The organism is Haloarcula sp. KBTZ06, from assembly GCF_048595605.1.
GTDB classification, from domain to species: Archaea; Halobacteriota; Halobacteria; order Halobacteriales; family Haloarculaceae; genus Haloarcula; species Haloarcula hispanica.
This window is the reverse complement of the sequence record NZ_CP184337.1, coordinates 1,170,743-1,187,337: the sequence shown is the minus strand read 5'-3', so window position 1 is coordinate 1,187,337 and position 16,595 is coordinate 1,170,743. Positions and strand designations below refer to the sequence as shown.

General features: G+C 63.2%; 17 protein-coding genes. 8 read left to right on the top strand and 9 right to left on the bottom strand.

The window, feature by feature from the left end; all coding sequences use genetic code 11:
* Positions 1 to 39 precede the first annotated feature (39 nt).
* Complete coding sequence (locus ACNO8S_RS06215; protein WP_064287971.1) at positions 40 to 1,128, top strand: ArsA family ATPase; 1,089 nt, start codon at positions 40 to 42, stop codon at positions 1,126 to 1,128.
* A gap of 32 nt (positions 1,129 to 1,160) precedes the next feature.
* Here ACNO8S_RS06215 and ACNO8S_RS06210 read toward each other — a convergent pair whose 3' ends face one another.
* The 4 genes from ACNO8S_RS06210 to ACNO8S_RS06195 form a co-directional block, all read right to left on the bottom strand.
* Positions 1,161 to 1,985, bottom strand: a complete 825-nt coding sequence (locus tag ACNO8S_RS06210) for an SDR family oxidoreductase (RefSeq protein WP_014040198.1) — start codon at positions 1,983 to 1,985, stop codon at positions 1,161 to 1,163.
* A gap of 42 nt (positions 1,986 to 2,027) precedes the next feature.
* Complete coding sequence (locus tag ACNO8S_RS06205) at positions 2,028 to 2,849, bottom strand: endonuclease V (RefSeq protein ID WP_174878658.1); 822 nt, start codon at positions 2,847 to 2,849, stop codon at positions 2,028 to 2,030.
* A gap of 2 nt (positions 2,850 to 2,851) precedes the next feature.
* The gene (locus ACNO8S_RS06200; protein WP_420182662.1) at positions 2,852 to 3,787 is read right to left on the bottom strand and encodes a rhomboid family intramembrane serine protease; all 936 of its coding nucleotides are present in this window, start codon (positions 3,785 to 3,787) and stop codon (positions 2,852 to 2,854) included.
* 86 nt (positions 3,788 to 3,873) lie between these two features.
* Positions 3,874 to 4,818, bottom strand: coding sequence for a response regulator (locus ACNO8S_RS06195; RefSeq protein ID WP_420182661.1), 945 nt, complete (start codon positions 4,816 to 4,818; stop codon positions 3,874 to 3,876).
* A 412-nt stretch (positions 4,819 to 5,230) separates the two neighbouring features.
* Here ACNO8S_RS06195 and ACNO8S_RS06190 point away from each other — a divergent pair, with 412 nt between their 5' ends.
* Positions 5,231 to 5,362 carry a DUF7503 family protein gene (locus ACNO8S_RS06190; protein ID WP_255359471.1) on the top strand — a complete coding sequence of 44 codons (132 nt, stop codon included), beginning with the start codon at positions 5,231 to 5,233 and terminating at the stop codon, positions 5,360 to 5,362.
* Positions 5,363 to 5,431: 69 nt separating this feature from the next.
* On the opposite strand, the gene ACNO8S_RS06185 is transcribed toward ACNO8S_RS06190, so the two are convergent.
* A complete protein-coding gene (locus tag ACNO8S_RS06185; protein ID WP_420182660.1) occupies positions 5,432 to 7,516 on the bottom strand; it encodes a hypothetical protein in 2,085 nt (694 codons plus the stop codon).
* A gap of 226 nt (positions 7,517 to 7,742) precedes the next feature.
* On the opposite strand from ACNO8S_RS06185, the gene ACNO8S_RS06180 reads away from it, so the two are divergent.
* Genes ACNO8S_RS06180 through ACNO8S_RS06170 form a run of 3 tightly spaced genes read left to right on the top strand, consistent with a single transcriptional unit; the run spans position 7,743 to position 10,390 of the window.
* A complete protein-coding gene (locus ACNO8S_RS06180) occupies positions 7,743 to 8,195 on the top strand; it encodes a DUF5788 family protein (protein ID WP_420182659.1) in 453 nt (150 codons plus the stop codon).
* Position 8,196: 1 nt separating this feature from the next.
* On the top strand, positions 8,197 to 9,933 hold the full coding sequence (polX, locus tag ACNO8S_RS06175) for a DNA polymerase/3'-5' exonuclease PolX (protein ID WP_420182658.1): 1,737 nt from the start codon (positions 8,197 to 8,199) through the stop codon (positions 9,931 to 9,933).
* Complete coding sequence (locus tag ACNO8S_RS06170; protein WP_023843238.1) at positions 9,926 to 10,390, top strand: Mut7-C RNAse domain-containing protein; 465 nt, start codon at positions 9,926 to 9,928, stop codon at positions 10,388 to 10,390. Before polX ends, ACNO8S_RS06170 begins: the two co-directional genes overlap by 8 nt.
* Positions 10,391 to 10,414: 24 nt before the next feature.
* Here ACNO8S_RS06170 and ACNO8S_RS06165 read toward each other — a convergent pair whose 3' ends face one another.
* Positions 10,415 to 11,434: a LolA family protein gene (locus ACNO8S_RS06165; protein ID WP_050037959.1), complete on the bottom strand. Its 1,020-nt coding sequence runs from the start codon at positions 11,432 to 11,434 to the stop codon at positions 10,415 to 10,417.
* 116 nt (positions 11,435 to 11,550) lie between these two features.
* Between ACNO8S_RS06165 and ACNO8S_RS06160 the strand changes: the two genes are divergently transcribed.
* From ACNO8S_RS06160 to ACNO8S_RS06150, 3 genes are read left to right on the top strand one after another with little or no spacing between them, the layout of a single operon-like run.
* Entirely contained in the window at positions 11,551 to 12,258 is a 708-nt protein-coding gene (locus ACNO8S_RS06160; RefSeq protein ID WP_014040188.1) for an ABC transporter ATP-binding protein, read from the top strand.
* Positions 12,258 to 13,493: an ABC transporter permease gene (locus ACNO8S_RS06155; RefSeq protein ID WP_420182657.1), complete on the top strand. Its 1,236-nt coding sequence runs from the start codon at positions 12,258 to 12,260 to the stop codon at positions 13,491 to 13,493. Before ACNO8S_RS06160 ends, ACNO8S_RS06155 begins: the two co-directional genes overlap by 1 nt.
* Before the next feature lie 46 nt (positions 13,494 to 13,539).
* A complete protein-coding gene (locus tag ACNO8S_RS06150) occupies positions 13,540 to 14,019 on the top strand; it encodes a DUF5797 family protein (protein WP_004516865.1) in 480 nt (159 codons plus the stop codon).
* A gap of 23 nt (positions 14,020 to 14,042) precedes the next feature.
* Here the strand turns inward: ACNO8S_RS06150 and ACNO8S_RS06145 are convergent, their stop codons facing one another.
* From ACNO8S_RS06145 to ACNO8S_RS06135, 3 genes are all read right to left on the bottom strand, one after another.
* The gene (locus tag ACNO8S_RS06145) at positions 14,043 to 15,089 is read right to left on the bottom strand and encodes a DUF5787 family protein (RefSeq protein ID WP_050007300.1); all 1,047 of its coding nucleotides are present in this window, start codon (positions 15,087 to 15,089) and stop codon (positions 14,043 to 14,045) included.
* A gap of 40 nt (positions 15,090 to 15,129) precedes the next feature.
* A complete protein-coding gene (locus ACNO8S_RS06140; RefSeq protein ID WP_225306753.1) occupies positions 15,130 to 15,795 on the bottom strand; it encodes a DUF4013 domain-containing protein in 666 nt (221 codons plus the stop codon).
* Between the two features lie 367 nt (positions 15,796 to 16,162).
* A complete protein-coding gene (locus ACNO8S_RS06135; protein WP_008309479.1) occupies positions 16,163 to 16,594 on the bottom strand; it encodes a bis(5'-nucleosyl)-tetraphosphatase in 432 nt (143 codons plus the stop codon).
* Position 16,595 lies beyond the last annotated feature (1 nt).

Here is a 16,595-nt window from a genome sequence, read left to right as displayed (position 1 = left end):
TCGGGAAGTACTCAAGGCCGGACGAGCGTAGCTTCTGGCATGAGCGAACTCGACGTCGAGGCGGTCGACGACATCGACGCACCCGCGGGAATCGACGCGGCGGAGTACGTCCTCTACGGCGGGAAAGGCGGGGTCGGCAAGACGACGTGTGCCGCGGCCACCGCGCTGGCCTCCGCGCGCGACGACACGGCGACGCTCGTCGTCTCTACGGACCCCGCCCACTCCTTGTCGGACACGCTGGAGGCAGATATCCCGGCAACACCGACGCGCATCCGCGAGGACATCCCGCTGTACGCCGCAGAAATCGATCCGGAGGCCGCCGTCGGTGAAGGGCCGCTCGGCGTCGAAGAGGACGCACTCGGCGGCGTGGGCGAACTGCTCGGCGGCGACGGCATGTTCGGCGGTGGCGCAGGCGGCGCAGCAGGCGCAGGCCAGGGCGAGGACCCCATCGGTGGCGAGGAGGGACTCCTCGGCGGGTCGATGCCCGGGGCCGACGAAGCCGCGGCCCTTCGCCTCCTGCTGGATTACGTCGACGACGACCGCTTCGACCGCGTCGTCATCGACACCGCCCCGACCGGTCACACGCTCCGACTGCTGGAACTCCCCGAGACGATGGATTCGATGGTTGGGAAGATCCTCCAACTCCGCGAGCGATTTTCGGGGATGATGGACAACCTCACCGGCATGTTCGGCGACGATCAGGACGTCGACGCCGAGGCCGGCATCGAGGACCTGCAGGAGCTTTCGGACCGAATAGAGCACCTCCGGGGGATTCTACAGGACCCGCAAAAGACGGATTTCCGCATCGTGATGGTGCCCGAAGAACTCTCAGTCGTCGAGTCCGAGCGACTGCTCGCCCAGCTCGGCGAGTTCAACATTCCCGTCAGCACCGTCGTCGTCAACCGGGTGATGCAGGACCCGAGCGAAGTGCTCGGCGAGGACGTAGACATCGCCGGCCCGAACCACGCCGACTGCGAGTTCTGTGCCCGGCGCTGGCAGGTCCAGCAGGACGCGCTGGCCCGGTCACAGGACATGTTCCGCGGCCACGATGTGCGCCGCGTCCCGCTGTTCGCCGAGGAAGTGCGCGGCGAGCGGTTGCTGTCGGTTGTGGCGGCCTGTCTGGACTGAGACGGATTGGTGTATCGGGCGGCAGTCGTTGCTTAACTCGTCAGTTTCCGGATGACGCCAAAGGCCGCGTCGCGCCACCGCGCCGGCAGGTAATCGAGCATGAGAAGCAGTTGTGCGCCCTGACCGACAGGATACCGCGGCTCGGGGTCGCTGGCGCTGGCGGCGTCACGGATAGTCAGCGCGACCGTGCCGGGCGTGACCGACAGCGCGTCCTGGATGCCGACGAGGTTCGAATCCTCGTGGGCCTGGTACAGCCAGTCGTACGCGCCGGACTTGTCGAGCTCGTCGAGTTCTTCCTCGGCGCGGTCGTCGAAGTTGGTCTCCACCGGTCCGGGTTCGACGAGCACCACGTCGATGCCGAACTCCTCGACCTCCATCCGGAGCGCGTCGCTGAGCCCCTCCAGGGCGAACTTCGAAGCGGCGTAGCCACCCTGATTCGGGAACGCGATACGGCCTGCGACGCTGGAGACGTTGACGATGGTCCCGTTCTCCCGGGCACGCATATGCGGGAGCGCTTCGCGGATGAGTCGGTGCGGGCCGTAGAGGTTCACGTCGAACTGTTCGTGGAGCGCCGCCGTCGACACGTCCTCGACCGCGCCGAACTGCGGGTAGCCGGCGTTGTTCACCAGGCAGTCGAGCCGTCCCTCGGCCTCGATGAGCGACTCAACGACCCGCTCGCATTCGCGCGGGTTCGTCACGTCGAGTTCGGCAGTCTCACAGCCGTCTTCGCCGAGGTCTTCGATGTCCGATTCCTCGCGGGCGGTCGCCCAGACAGTCCAGTCGTCGGCCAGGAACGCCTCGGCACTCGCCCGCCCGATACCCGAGGACGCACCCGTAATCAGCACCGTCTTCGCCATGTGTTGGCCGGGAGAACACACCCCGGGAAGTTATACTGTCGGTTATTCGGACGGATTATTCACGGCTGCCTTTGCCTCGTCGGCGTAGCTGTCGGCCACCCGGGTCGGCTCGGGGAGCTTGTAGCCGTCGGCGGTGGCTTCGACGATGTCCGCCGCCGTACTTGCGCTGACGCGATGGCCGGGGCTGACGATAAGTGGATTGATATACCGGTTCGGCGAGTCGTACTGCCGCGTCTGGAGTGCGTGGCCGATGACCGTCCCGTCGGGACAGGTCTCGACGCTGTCGTCGGCTGCAATCGGAATCCGCGTCCCTTCCGGGTACGTCTCGTCGAGGGACTGCTCCGGCGCGCCACAGAGGAGGCTCTTGGCGACACCGACGGTCGGTACGTCCAGTGTGATGCCGATGTGTGTCGCCAGGCCGGCCTCCCGAAAGTGGATTCGACCGCTGCCGTCGACGAGTACCACGTCCGGGTCGGCCTCCAACTCCGCGAACGCGGCCAGGATTGCGCCGCCTTCGCGGAACGACAGCAGGCCGGGAATGTATGGAATCTCGGTTCGCTCGACGGCGCTGACCCGCTCGATGACCTCGCCGTTCCGTAGTACGACGATAGCCGAGACGGCTCTGTCGTCGACGAACGCCTGGTCGACGCCGGCGACGAGCGGCGGGTTCGTTGTGTCGTCGGTGCTGGCGCTCAGCGTCGTCTGGTCGTCGTCCGGTGCATCCCCAGCGGACGCGATGGCCGCTGGCGAGACATCCAGGTCGTCCTCGAACCGCGCGACCTCGGCAATGTCGCGTTGCAGCGCCTCCATCTCCGCCTGAGATAGCGACGGGTCGGGGATGAAATCGGGGCGAACTGGGTCCATCGTCACGGACGACGCCGGCCCGGACCACCGGGACCGCCCGGTCCACCGGGGCCGCCGCCACCGCCGAACTGTATCTGGCCGGGCATCCGGGTCTGCCCCTTGATTTTCTGGCCGTACCAGAGGCCGATGACGAGGCCGATGAGGTGGGCGAGGTGGGCGACGTTCCCGCCGAGCAGGCCGGCCCCCATCGGATTGAGCGACCCGAAGATGCTCAACAGGAAGTAGAAGCCGGTGATCGCCCAGATCGGGACCGGGATCAAGAAGTACAGGTACACGCGGAGATCAGGCTTCAGGACGGTCAGGAACGCCATGATCGCCAGCGCCGCGCCACTGGCTCCGAGGACACCAGCAGACGTTCCCTGCACCGTCTGGATTGCGATCTGTCCGAGGCCTGCCAGCGCGCCGGACACGAGGAAGAAGATCGCGAACTTCTTCGACCCGATCTGCTGCTCGACGAGTCGGCCGAAGAAGTAGATGATAATCCCGTTTCCGAAGATGTGATAGAATCCGAAGGGGGCGTGTGAGAACACCGACGTGACCCAGGTCCAGACGTACTCTGGATTGTTCGGATGGAGGACGAACAGCGTCTGGAAGGCTTCGCGACCGAGGGAAAGGATGACGACGTGTTCGAGGATGAACACGATACCCATGATCGCCAGGAACAGGTACGTGACGTTCCCCCGGAAGTACGCCAGCGGCCCGCCGGGTCCGGTGTCGATACCGAGCCGGTCGGCGACGCCGCCGCCCCCGGAGGTCTGGCCAGTGTTTACACTCTCGTCGAACCCGCTGTCGAACACGCCGCCCGGATCGCTCCAGTTATCCAGTCCGGGGCAATCGTGGGCCTCGGGCAGTCTGTGTTCCGCACAGTAGGTCCCGCCACAGTGCCCACACTGGTACGGCATGTTCTCCTGCTTTCCACAGGCATCGCACTCCGACATTGTCCTACGGTAGGAGTGGGCGGTGGAAAGGGATTGTGCTTATACTGTCGGCTGTCAGTCTGTGACGGGTTTCGCGACGCAGCGGCTTATTCGCCGATGTCAGGGTTGCTTTCAGCGTCCCGGAGCACGCCGATCCACGCCGGTTCGCCGTCGTACTCGATTGACCCGCCGGACACCTCAATGGTGCGCGTTTCGCCGTCGGCCTGTTGCCCCGCAAATTCCGAATGGAACGTATCAAGCTCGTTTGACTCTGCCGTTCGGAGTGCGCCGGGGAATCGGCTTTCGTCGCCCTCTGGAGTGAGTATAGTCGGTGATTCGTCGATGAGTTCACTCTGGTCGTAGCCGAAAATGTCGGCCAGCTTCTGGTTCACGTAGACGAACGTCCCGTCCTGAATGATACAGACACCCGCGAGCTCCTGTTCGACGAGCCGTTGATACCACGAGAGGGCGTTCCAGAACCGCTGTTCGGTGCGGTGTTGCTCGACAGCATTTTCGATTCGGTTGGCGAGGACGTCGTACGTATCTGACCGGCCTCCCTTCTGCATGTAGTCCGTCACGCCCGACGCGATTGCCTCGCTCGCGATCTCCTCGCTACCCTTGCCGGTGAACAGAATGAACGGGATGTCCTGGTACTGCTCGCGGACGAGTTCCAGAAACTCCAGCCCGTCGGTGTTTGGCATGTCGTAGTCGCTGACGATACAGTCGACCTGCTCGGTCCGGAGGAAATCGAGCGCGGCGACGGCGCTCGTCTTCGTCACGACATTGAAATGGTCGTTGATGCGTTCGAGATACATCTCGACCAGTTCACCAACCTGTGGGTCGTCGTCGACGTGCAACACGGTACACTGCTGGGACTGCTCGACCTTCGCCAGCGGAATCGGTACCTCTGTCTGCATTTCGTCGTGTTGATCCGCTGATTCGGTCCGGAGAAGCGGTGTGTGACGCGTCGTCGCGTGGCGACTTCCGCTGATGGCCTCGCTGGAGAGTTCCACTATCTTGTCTCCGAGCCGCCACTCCTCCTCAGAGGTCATCTTTTCTCCCGGTGCTGTCGATAGTACAGAAGTCGAAAGCAATCAGCCATTCAGTCAGGCCGGTAGTGATTGTTGTATACCCCGACCCCCCTACGTCTGGTCCCCGAAGCGAGCCAGCAGGACGTATATATTTCAAATAATAGTCAGGCGAATTCCATCTAGGCATCAATACCTAATCCTGGCCAGTAGTTACATACCAGTCTACTAAACGCTACTGATGGGGTGTATCGCTGTGGGCCTTCTTGAGAACGTGCGACCCGTTCGTGCTATTTGATCGCTAGATGGGCGATACAAGACCTCTATGTATTGATTTCCGGATTTATCTTTTAATTCTATACTTAATACAATATGTAATATGTAGGTACGCTTCAGATAAATTTAATTATTCTCCGTCCTACATCAAATTCGTATCATGTCCGATACTACCATGCGCGAATACCTCGCAGAGCACCCGAAAATGGCCGGCGCACTGTTCACCCTCCTGATGCTACTGTCACAGGCGGGGACTGCAGCAGCTAATAATAGCACGTACATTGGGCCATAAAAATAGAGTCACCTAACACAGCGCAGTAGTCTCTGTGTCACAGTACAAACTACGAAGCAATTCGAAATTTCACTTAATATTGTCCAAATCTATCGAAGCACTCCAGTAGAGACCTCCATTGGCTTTGATAGGCACCTGTTGCATATGTAAAAACTCTACCAATTCCTCTCTGGAGATTGTGAATCTGTCAACAGAACCCGGGACTAAATAATACTCCTCACAATCATTAAAATGGGGGAACATAATAGCTCCTAACCCCTTATTATCCGTCGAGTATGTATTCATCCCTACGCTGTAGCCGGTTTCAGTTAGTTCTATTTCAAGTAGATTTGGGATCCCACCGTCTGCTTGTGCGACCGTAATACCACCATCACCAACCACGATATACTGCCCACCGAGAATACTCTCACCGCGTGCGATAGTAAGCGCGGCTCGAAGAGGGAACCCACAGTTCAACAGCCTGGCGACTGTTTCACCGATGCGAACCGCGCCGTCGTTCAGCACTTCGTTAAGCGTGACGATGCCAGCGATTGCACCCTTTTCGACGAGCGCTAACCCCTGGTTGTAGGAGTTGCAGGCGTTCAGCAGGAAGGTGTCGATGCCGACCGAGTCGACCGCCGTCACGTCCAGTTTGCCATCGCTGCAGACGAAGCCGTCGTGTTCGGTGTGGCCGATGTAGTGGAAGAACTCCGCGTCGGTCGTGAGAACGGTCCTGAGCTCCGCCGTCGTCAGGTCGTCGTGGACCGTGACATCGAACGGCAAGTCGTCGCGGGTGCCGTACACGTCGTCGACGACCTGCCGTTCCTCGTCCATGCGAGCGTCGTTCTGGACGACGCGAATCGTGATGTCCTCGGCGTTCGTGTCGCGGTCGAGTCGGTGTTCGAACGCCGCTTTGGTCAGCTTGCTCGCACCGATGGGGATACTGTCCCCGATCCAGGCCTGTTCCAATGAGTCCTCAGCCTGCGGTTCGACGTAGTCCGCCTCAGATGGAGCGGTCGCAGCGTCGGAACTCGCGGCGCGGGTGATGACGTCGTCCCGGGTGAATTCGGCCTCGACCTCCGCCGGAACGCTCGCCTGATTCAGCCGCTGTTGCTGATGCGTTCGGACGATAGCCAGGTCGTCGACGACGTACGGGAGCTGTTCCGCGTTCGCCGGCACCGGGTCGATGTGCGTCGTCAACCGCCACTTCGGGATGTGGTCCTCGATGACGTCGTACGGGACCTGCAGATAGGTAGCGACCTGCTCCGCCAGCGGCTGCTGATACAGCGACTGGAAGTTGAGGTCGACGTACGGTTCGATGGCCGCTCGCTCGTGTAAGTCGATCTGGTGGAATCCCTCGGTGCGCGTGACACAATCGAGGAAGAAGAGGCGTTTGAGCGTGCGTCCGACCTCGGATTCGAAACCCCGTGCGGTATCGAGCGAGTACGTGAATCCTGTGTCGGTTGTGAGCCGCGGCTCGGACGCGGGGACGAGCGAAGCCCCGAGGTAGTACGACAGCGGTGCGGCGACGAAGATCGAAGCGAGGTCAGGCGGCAGTTCGAGCGTGACACCAGTGTCCGGCCTGTCGATATCCGACGGGATGTCCAGACTGTCTCCGACCTCAAGCGCCGGTGGATGGCCGCGAAGCGTCGGGTAGGAGCGCTCGGGGTCGTAGGCCTTGAGCGCCGACCCGAAGGTCTCGACCGCGGCCATCACGTCGGTCGGTTGCTCGGTCGTCGTGACCGTGGCCGCCGGCCGGTCGTGCTGGGAGCGAGCGCCGATGAGCAGGTCTGTCGGAGCGTCGAACTCGATACGGGTCCGGTCCGAGTCGACGGTGACCTCTACCGCGGTGTCCTCGACCCGCATATACGTCTTGATCTGCGTCAGCGGGTCCAGCACGTAGTCATCCGGCGGCAGCGTCTCAGACTCGAACTGGGCAACCTCGGCGGCTATCGCGCCGGCATCGTCACGGACGTACACCATGACCACTGTCGGCAGTTCGATAGCGCGCGTTCGGATCCGGACAGCGTCCCCGACCGGGTACTGAAACACGTCGGTCGCTGCCTCCCGGAGCGCGACGGGGGTCGGCGTGTGTATCCGGTAGCGCTGGCGCTCGATCTGATCAATAACCGCAAGTCCAGGGCGGTCGTCAAGCGGTTCGAACGTTAGAGTCATGTAATAAGCGAGGGGGACGGTATTACTCTCGTACAATGAGAACGACAGAAACCATGAAAAAGATATCGCCGACTTCGTTTTCTATCGGTCGGGGCCGCCCACGAGGGTCGCCTGAAACAGGGCGCTGACCGGGCTCAGTCGGGTGGTGCGAAGCAGGCACTCCCGTGTAAACCCTGGTAGCCGATGGGCGAAGCGGGTAAGGGCACCCCGGTCTAACACTCAGGTAGTGAAAGAGTTCGAGCGCAAACAGTTGCTGGAGCGCATCGAACGCGACAGCGCGACCGTCGGTGCGGAGATCCCCGACGCGATCACCGTGCAGGGCGAGGAGATCGAACTCCAGTCGTTCGTCTTCGAAATCAAGCGTCGGGAGACGATTCCGCGGGGCGAGCGCGAACGCGTCGAGCAGGCGAAAAAGAACCTGCGGCGCGAGCGCCTCCAGCGCAAGCAGCGGATCGAGGACAACGAAGTGAGCTACGAGCGCGGCGAAGAGCTTGCCACGGCCATCATCGGTATCGACCGGGCGCTCAACGCGCTCGAACAGCTCGGTGCGGCCAACATCGAACAGGAAGCGCAGACCCAGGAGACGGCCGACAGGAAGCGCTGGATGAAGTTCCTCCAGAAAGCACTGGGTCACGAGGACGCGGACTCCGGCACGGGTCGTGCCGGGCGGAGCTACTAACATGAGCCGGAACGACGAAATCGCGACACTGCTCGAAGAGTTTGCCGACCTGCTGGACGCGAAAGGGGTGGAGTACAAGCCCCGAGCCTACCGCCGGGCGGCCGAGAACATCAGGGACTTCCCCGGGGCTATTGAGGGCCTCGCCGCGGAGGGGGAAGACAGCGTCGGCGAAATCGACGCCGTCGGCGATGCAATCTCCTCGAAGGTCGTTGAATACGTCAACACTGGCGAAATCGAGGAGCTAACCGAACTCCGCGAGGAACTCCCAGTCGAGATGGATGCTCTCACGGCGGTCGAGGGCGTGGGACCGAAATCCGTCGGCTCGCTGTACGAGGCGCTGGGCATCACCACCCTTGATGAACTGGAAGCCGCCGCAGAGGCCGGCGAGATACAGGCGGTGTCGGGCTTCGGCGCGAAAACAGAGCAGAACATCCTCGACAACATCGACTTCGCCCGTGAGGCCCACGAGCGGTCGCTACTCGGCGAGGCCCGACCGTACGGTGACCGGATTCGGAGTTACATGGCCGCCGGTGACGCCGTGCCCGAGTGCGCGCTCGGCGGCTCGATTCGCCGCTGGCGGCCGACTATCGGCGACGTGGACGTGCTCGTCGGGAGTACCGACGCTGAGGCCGTCGTCGAGCGGTTCGCCGACTGGGAGGGACTCGACCGGGTTATCGAGTCCGGCGAGACGAAAGCCAGCGCCTACGCGGACGACGTTCGGGTCGACCTTCGGATCGTCGACCCATCGGAGTTCGGTGCGGCGCTGCAGTATTTCACCGGCAGCAAGGACCACAACGTGGCGGTCCGCAACCGCGCTATCGAGCGGGATCTGAAGGTCAACGAGTACGGGGTCTTCGATGTCGAGGGCGTTGAGGATGACGACCAGCGGGCCGGTGAACTAGTGGCCAGCGAAACCGAGGACGCAGTGTACGACGCGCTGGGCATGGAGTGGGTGCCGCCGGAACTCCGCGAGAACCGCGGCGAGGTCGAAGCCGCCGCCAACGGGTCGCTCCCGGACCTCCTCGCCGAGGGCGAGGTCCGCGGCGATATCCACACCCACACGAACTGGTCGGACGGTCGTAACACGATTGCGGAGATGGTCGAAGGGGCCGCCGCGTTCGGTCACGACTACCTCGCGGTCACGGACCACGCGACGGGGCCGGGGATGGTCGGCGGCGTCGGCGTCCCGGACGAGAAACTCCGCGAGCAGATAGTAGAGGTCGAGTCGGTCGCGGCGGACGCCGACATCGACGTGTTCACCGGCGTCGAGGCCAACATCGCCGCGGACGGCAGCGTCTCGGTCGCCGACGACTTGCTGGCGGACCTGGACGTGGTCGTCGCCTCGCCACACGCCGCGCTGGACGGGGACGGTACGGACCGCCTCGTCGCCGCAGCGGAACACCCCGACGTGAACGTCATTGGCCATCCGACAGGCCGGTATCTCAACCGTCGTGAGGGGCTGGACGTCGACATCAAGCGCCTCGCGGAAGTCGCCGCTGCCAGCGACACAGCGCTGGAGATAAACGCCAACCCCGCCCGGTTGGACCTCGGCGGCGGCGCGGTCAAGCAGGCCCTCGAAGCCGGGGCGACAATCGCCATCAACACGGACGCACACAGCCCACGCGATCTCGAACTCCTGCGCTACGGCGTCCACACGGCGCGGCGGGGCTGGGTCGAGACGGACGACGTGCTGAACACCCGCGACGCCGAGGACCTCCGCGAGTTCCTCGATGCCTGAGAATTCCCCAAGCGACCGGCTCGTGCTCGATGCGATGCTCGGCAAGCTCGCCACCTATCTGCGGATGTGTGGCTACGACACGGCGTACGCGCTGGACCGGGACGCCGAGGCTGATGACGACCTCCTCGCTATAGCGGAACGTGAGGACCGGCTGGTGATTACTCGGGACAGCGACCTCGCCGCCCGCGCACCCGAGAGCGTGCTCCTCACCGAGCGGGCAGTCGAGGACCAGTTGCGGGAACTCGCCGATGCCGGCTTCCATCTTTCACTCGCTCCGGAGCCGGCCCACTGTGGCGTCTGCAACGGGCCGGTCGAACAGGTCGATCCGGTGGCACCGACGCCGGAGTACGCACCGAACGCGGACGACGAGACGGTCTGGCGCTGTACCGACTGCGGGCAGCACTTCTGGAAAGGGAGCCACTGGGCGTCAGTTCAGGCGACGCTGGACGGCCTGTAGAACGTAGAAAGTCAGCGGGCGTCGCTACAGTTCTTCAGCCGCGGCGACGGCCTCCTCGGTCGTCCCCTCGACGACCACGCCGGTCGTGACATCGTCCTCGGTCCAGTAGACGACAGCACTGTCGTCGCGCTCGATTGCGGTCGCGTTCTGCCCGTTCACCTGCACTGCCGTCCCGTTCTCCACGTCGTCAAGATAGCTCGACGCGCCGGTAGCGGTCAGAACTGTCACGTTCTCCCCGTCAGCGTCGTACTGCTGGGCCACAGCCGTACTCTCGGGCCGGCTGATGTACCGTGCCTCTTCGAACGTCCCGTTCTCGTACTTCGGCAGGTCCAGGTCCGTCGCGGACTGGGCCGCGTCGTAGGAGTCGTACCTCTCGACGGTCGTGACGGCGACCCGGTCAGCCGGTGGAGCGAACTGGCTGTCGTCGATGCTGACGTTGAAGTTCGTCTCCTCAACGGTGAGTTCCGTCCGGTTCGTCCCGTCGTCGGTGGTCAGCTTGTGGACCCGGTAGTCCTCGGTATCGACCCATAGCGTCGTGTTCGGCGCGTCGATGCTCTCGTTCGTCGGTTCGAGGTCCAGGACGTACGTCGACTCGCCGTCGACTTCGGCGGTCCCGCGGAGCGTCGCAGTGACGTTCTCCTCGGGAACCGGGTCCGTAGTGTCGTTCATCGCCGCGGCTTCCTCGGGCAGTTCGCGGCCGTAGGACTGGTTCTCGCCGACCGCCCAGACGACGGTTCCGTTCGTCCCCATCTCGTAGGACCGGTTCTCACTCGTGACGGCGGCCCACGTCTTGTTCGGCTCAGCGGCAGCGTACTCCACCGTCGAAGTCTTCGATTCCGAGTCGTTCGTGACGGTCACTGTCGCGGTCCCGGTAATTGTCTCGGCCGCATCGTAGCGCTGCTCGGTTCGGTCGAGCACGTCGTCGCCGGACGGCTGCCCCATTTCGCTGAGGCCGGACACGCCGGCGACCGCCCCAGCAGCCAGTAGTCCAATGGTGACGAACACCGCGACGATAGCCAGTCTCCGTCCGGTATCGGCTGTCATTGCCCGGCCTTAGGACTGGAGTGGTAAGTGGGTTCCTCTTGTCAGAAAACGGACTGTATCCGGCGGAATCTGCACCCGGCGAACCCCTCATTGCTGTCCAGTCCGTACGCCGGGCTGTGAGCGAGTCAGCGAACACGACTGTCCGCGTCGACGGCGTCAGCAAGCAGTACGACCTCGGCGGGACGGTGACGGCGCTGGACGACGTGAGCCTGGACCTGTCGGCGGGGTCGTACACGGCGGTGATGGGTCCAAGCGGTTCCGGCAAGAGCACGCTCCTGAACCTCATCGGCGGGCTGGACACGCCGTCGTCGGGGCAGGTCGTGGTCAACGGACAGGACGTTTCGTCGGCTAGCGAGGCCGAACGGGCTGACATCCGCGGCACCGAGGTGGGCTTTGTCTTCCAGACGTTCAACCTCATGCCGCGCCTGTCCGCGGTGGAGAACGTCGCCTTGCCGCTCGTCTTCGACGGCTGGGACCGCGACCGTCGCCGCGAACGGGCAGTGTCGCTCCTCTCGGAGGTGGGGCTCGCCGACCGTACCGACCACGTCCCCTCGGAACTCAGCGGCGGCCAGCGCCAGCGGGTCGCCATCGCCCGCGCACTATCGACCGACCCGGCGCTGATACTCGCCGACGAGCCCACCGGTAACGTCGACACGGACACCGGCGCGCAGATACTCGACCTGTTCGACGACCTCCACGCGGCGGGCAACACGTTCCTGCTGGTGACCCACGAGCGCCACGTCGCCGAGCGGGCCGAGCGCATCGTCCACGTCGAGGACGGTCACATCCAGTCCGTCGAGAACGTCTCCGGGGGGCGGCACTGATGGACACCGGCGAGAGTGTCCGCATCACGCTCCGATCTATCAGGGCGCACAAGCTCCGGTCGGCGCTGACGGTCGTCGGCGTCGTCATCGGCATCGCGTCGGTCATCACGTTCGCCACGTTCGGGGCCAGCGTCGAGGCCGAAATCGTCGGCGACATCGAGACGTCGAACGCGGGCAACATCTACGTGTTCGGGACGCCGTCGGGCGACGACGACTTCGACCGGACGCTCCAGCCGGTGTTCACGGAGTACGACATTCAGCAGTTAGAAGGAATCCAGGGCGTACAGGCGGTGCTCCCGCGCGGGATCGTCCAGACACAATCGATACAGCACGGGAATCGGACGCTCGCCAGACAGCAGGTCACGGCGACGCGACCGGCCAGCATCACCGACGGTGTCCTCGTCGAGGGCCGTTCCTTCGAGGCTGACGAAGAAGCAGTCGTCGTCAACGAGCGCATGGCCGGGTCGTTCTCCGAGAACCTCACGACCGGCGAACGGCTCACGATGACGATGCCCGACGGTAGTGAGCGGACTGTCACCGTCGTCGGCGTCGTCAACGGGACCCGCGGCGAGGTCCCGGTCAGCGAGTTCGCTCGTCAGCCACGGGTGTACGTCCCCATCGACCCGTTCTACGACTCCGTCGTCGAGAGTCCTTCGGCGGGCGTGCGACAGCGTGCGTATCCGCAGGTGACCCTCGTCGTCGATCCTCGGGCGATCCCGGAAACGCAGTCGGCGATTCAGACGTACCTCTCCGGTAATTCTGACGCGCGGTCGCTGTCGGCCGACGACACGGAACTGGTCGCTCGCTCGGGCAACGACTTCGTCGAGGAGATCAGCGACGTCATCGAGCGCATCACGCGCTTCGTCACCGGCATCGCCGTCATCGCGCTCGTCGTCGGCGCTATCGGCATCGCCAACGTGATGCTCGTCAGCGTGACCGAACGGACCCGCGAGATCGGCATTATGAAAGCCGTCGGCGCGCGGAACCGCGACGTGATGCAGGTGTTCCTCGTCGAGGCCGCGCTGCTCGGAACCATCGGCTCGCTGCTCGGCGTCCCGCTCGGACTGCTCGTCGGCTACGGCGCGACCCAGTACGCCGAGGTCACGTTCTCGCTTGCGCCGCTGTGGATGGCGCTCGCGGTCGGCGTGGGCGTGCTCGTCGGCGTCGTCGCCGGCCTCTACCCGGCCTGGCGAGCGGCGCGGGTCGACCCCATCGACGCACTCAGGCACGAGTGATCGGGATTCAGAACACCGAAATACGTGGTCGTCGTACCGACGGGCCATGACCCTCTCGGAGGAGGCCCGCGAGCGACTCGCCGACATCGTCGAACTCCAGCCGACGAAAAACGGCGAGTTGCAGGAGCGCTGGGACATGGACAGCGGGAGCGAGGTGCACCAGTACCTCGAATCCGAACTCAAGGAGTACTACTACCGCAACGACAACAGCCTCATCTGTGCGACGCCGGAGGCGACGACGCTCATCGACGGGGAGGACTCCGAACGGATACAGACGGTGACAGTCACCCCGCTCCAGCAGGCTATCGTCGACGTGATTGCCGGACCAGACGAGGAGAGCCAGAGCGTCGTCGCCGTGTTACACGCCCTCCGTGAGGTCGGTGAGGACCGCGACACCGACGATGTTCGCTCCGCGCTCCGCAGCCTCGCAGACAAAGGTATCGTGGAGACGGTCGAGAAGACGGTGCCGACGTTCAGGCTCGCCGTTCCCCGGGACGAACTCGACATCGAGCTATCCGAAGAATAAGTCCGGGTCGCGGTGTCGGTCCGCTACTCCGACAGCCCCGGCCGCTGGCGGCGGCGTCGCCGCGCTAACACCCGTTTTATTGCTTTGCCCGGCCCGCCGTCGAGCGGCCAGTCCTTCGACCGCCACGCCGGCGGTTCCGGCTCGTAAGACGGACACTGCCCCCGACACTCCGCCGCCGTCGGGAGACACCCTTTCGCGGCGCAGTGTGGATAGACGCCAGTTTCGTCGGCGCTGAGTTGGAAGTGCCTGCAGTCGGGGCGCATCGTGTCCGCGTACGCGCGCCAGCCGCGATCGTATGCCCGTTCGGCGATGGCGAGCCGCCGCTCTTGCTTCCAATCAGGACTCGCGTACTCGAACCGCGCCGCGCTGGTGTCGTCGTCCGGTCGGTCCAGAATGCGCGTTCCGGGGTCGGTCACTGACAGCGACCGCGGTTGCCAGACCGCCTCGGCTGTGCCGGATTCGGGATCGACAGTCAGCACGCCGGCGGCCGCGGGCAGGTCCGCCAGCAGGACCGGTTCCACGCGCTCGTCGGTCGTCGCCGTCGCGACCCACACCTCGTCGGCCAGCGACAGCGCGATGTCCCGCTCCAGTTGTGGGACGAGATTCCTGGCGGCGCTGGCCGTCAGGTCGGGCTTGTTCTCGATGGCGACGACCCGACGGAGCCAGTCGGGATAGGGTCGCACCCGACGGATTTCGATGCGGTTGCCCCGCTTTCGGGTCTCGATGGCGTCCCGGTCGGCCGCCTCGTGAATCGACTCCCGGACGTACCGCCACGGATAGCCCGGGTCAGGCAGCGCGTCGCGGTAGTACGTCCAGTCGGCCGGCGCGTTCTGCAGGACGTGCAGGAGGTCCGAGTCGAACGCGTCTCCGCCGAACGTCGCTCGCTCGCGGAGTCCGTCGGGGTCACACTCCAGTACAATCGTGTCCCAGCGTCGGTGTTTCGTCCCGAACTGTCTGGCGATCAGCACCGCCGCATCGTCGGACGGCGACCACGCTCGCTCGGCCCATTGACAGACGGCCAGTTCGAAGGCGAACTCGGAGTCTGAATCGGCTCCACCACTCGATGTCACGTATCTCGAAAAAATAGCCGGCCGCGTAAGAACTGCTGGGTTAGGCTGACGTGGTCGGACCTGTTACCTGCTGTGCGCTCTTGTTCGTCTGGCTTGCGAATGCCGTTCCGAACATACGGAAGACGGCGACCTGCCCGTAGTAGGTGACGAACGGAACGAGAACGAGTCCGATGACAGTAAACGCCAGAATATTGCTGATGAGGTTCGTAATAATGCCAACGACAATCGGCATCAGGACTGCGATGAAGTAGTCACTCGTAAGGACGACATTTTTCAGCAGCGAGAAGTCGAACGCTGCTCCAAGGCTGCCTTCGACCGCCATATTGGCGAGTGCTGCCGGGACAATATAGTAAATGAGAAACATTACCGGAATCAGAAGGAGCAGTGTCATGAGCCCGAAGCCGGCGATGATTCCGCCGCCAGAGTTCCCAGCAGCACCACCCAATCCGAGGAGGACGCTCCCGATACCGAAGATGACAGCTATGGGAACGATAGAGTACACGAGACCGACGATACTGAACTTGACTCCGTCGATGATGAGTTCACCCCAGTCGTCCCAGGCAGGTGGTTCGGATTCGCCCTCGACGGTCGTTCCGATCACACGAAGCAAGTAGCCGTTGAACGCGAACACTGGGATCAGGAGGAAAAAGAACACCAGCAGTACGCCGCCGATCAACATCTGTGCTATCCAACTGTCGCCTTGCATTGGGTACGATAGTCCGTCTTCTAACATTTTAGACGCCTCTTTGAAAACTGTAATCTTATCCTATTTAAAAATACTGTTAGTATTGGGGGAAATACTGTTTATAAAATAAATCCCCATTCGTAATTATCTCAACGGCAGATGATATCGCGGAAATAAAGGTTAGGCTACATATGGGGTGGGCAGTCGTGCATTTTACTATCGAAGGTAATTCTGTATTTTAATTTATATGTTAGTTTAGGGGATCTGTGTTCATGGGCTGGTTATCCGGTGAGGTCACTTGAGCCGGTCAGCAAGCGACGACGGAGCGGTAGCTATCCAGAGCGCCGCGTCGGTGCTGGATGAATCCGGCCGAGTGTCGCCGCTCTCTCTACTCCTCGTCGTCCGCTCGTTCGTCGAGGAACTCGTCTGCCTGTTCGAGTATCTCGCGGGGGCCGTCCTGCGTGACTGTGTTGATGGCCTGCTCGTAGTCGCGCCACTGCAGGTCGCGGTGTTCTGTGGACAGTTCGGCTGACGCTTCGAACGATTTCGCGACGAACAGGTGGACCGTCTTGTGGATGGTGTTGCCGTTCGCCTCGAACACGTAGTCGTAGTCTTCGCGGAACCCGTCTAAAAGCCGGAAATCACCGATGCCGGCCTCCTCTTTCACTTCGCGTATGGCGGTCTGCTGGAGCTCTTCCTCGCCCTCGACGCCGCCCTTGGGGAACTCCCAATCGCCGGGTCGGCTCTTGAGCAGGAGGTACTCCCGCCGGCCACGCGTATCGCGAAAGAGGATGGCTCCCGCGCTCGTGGCCTCTATCATT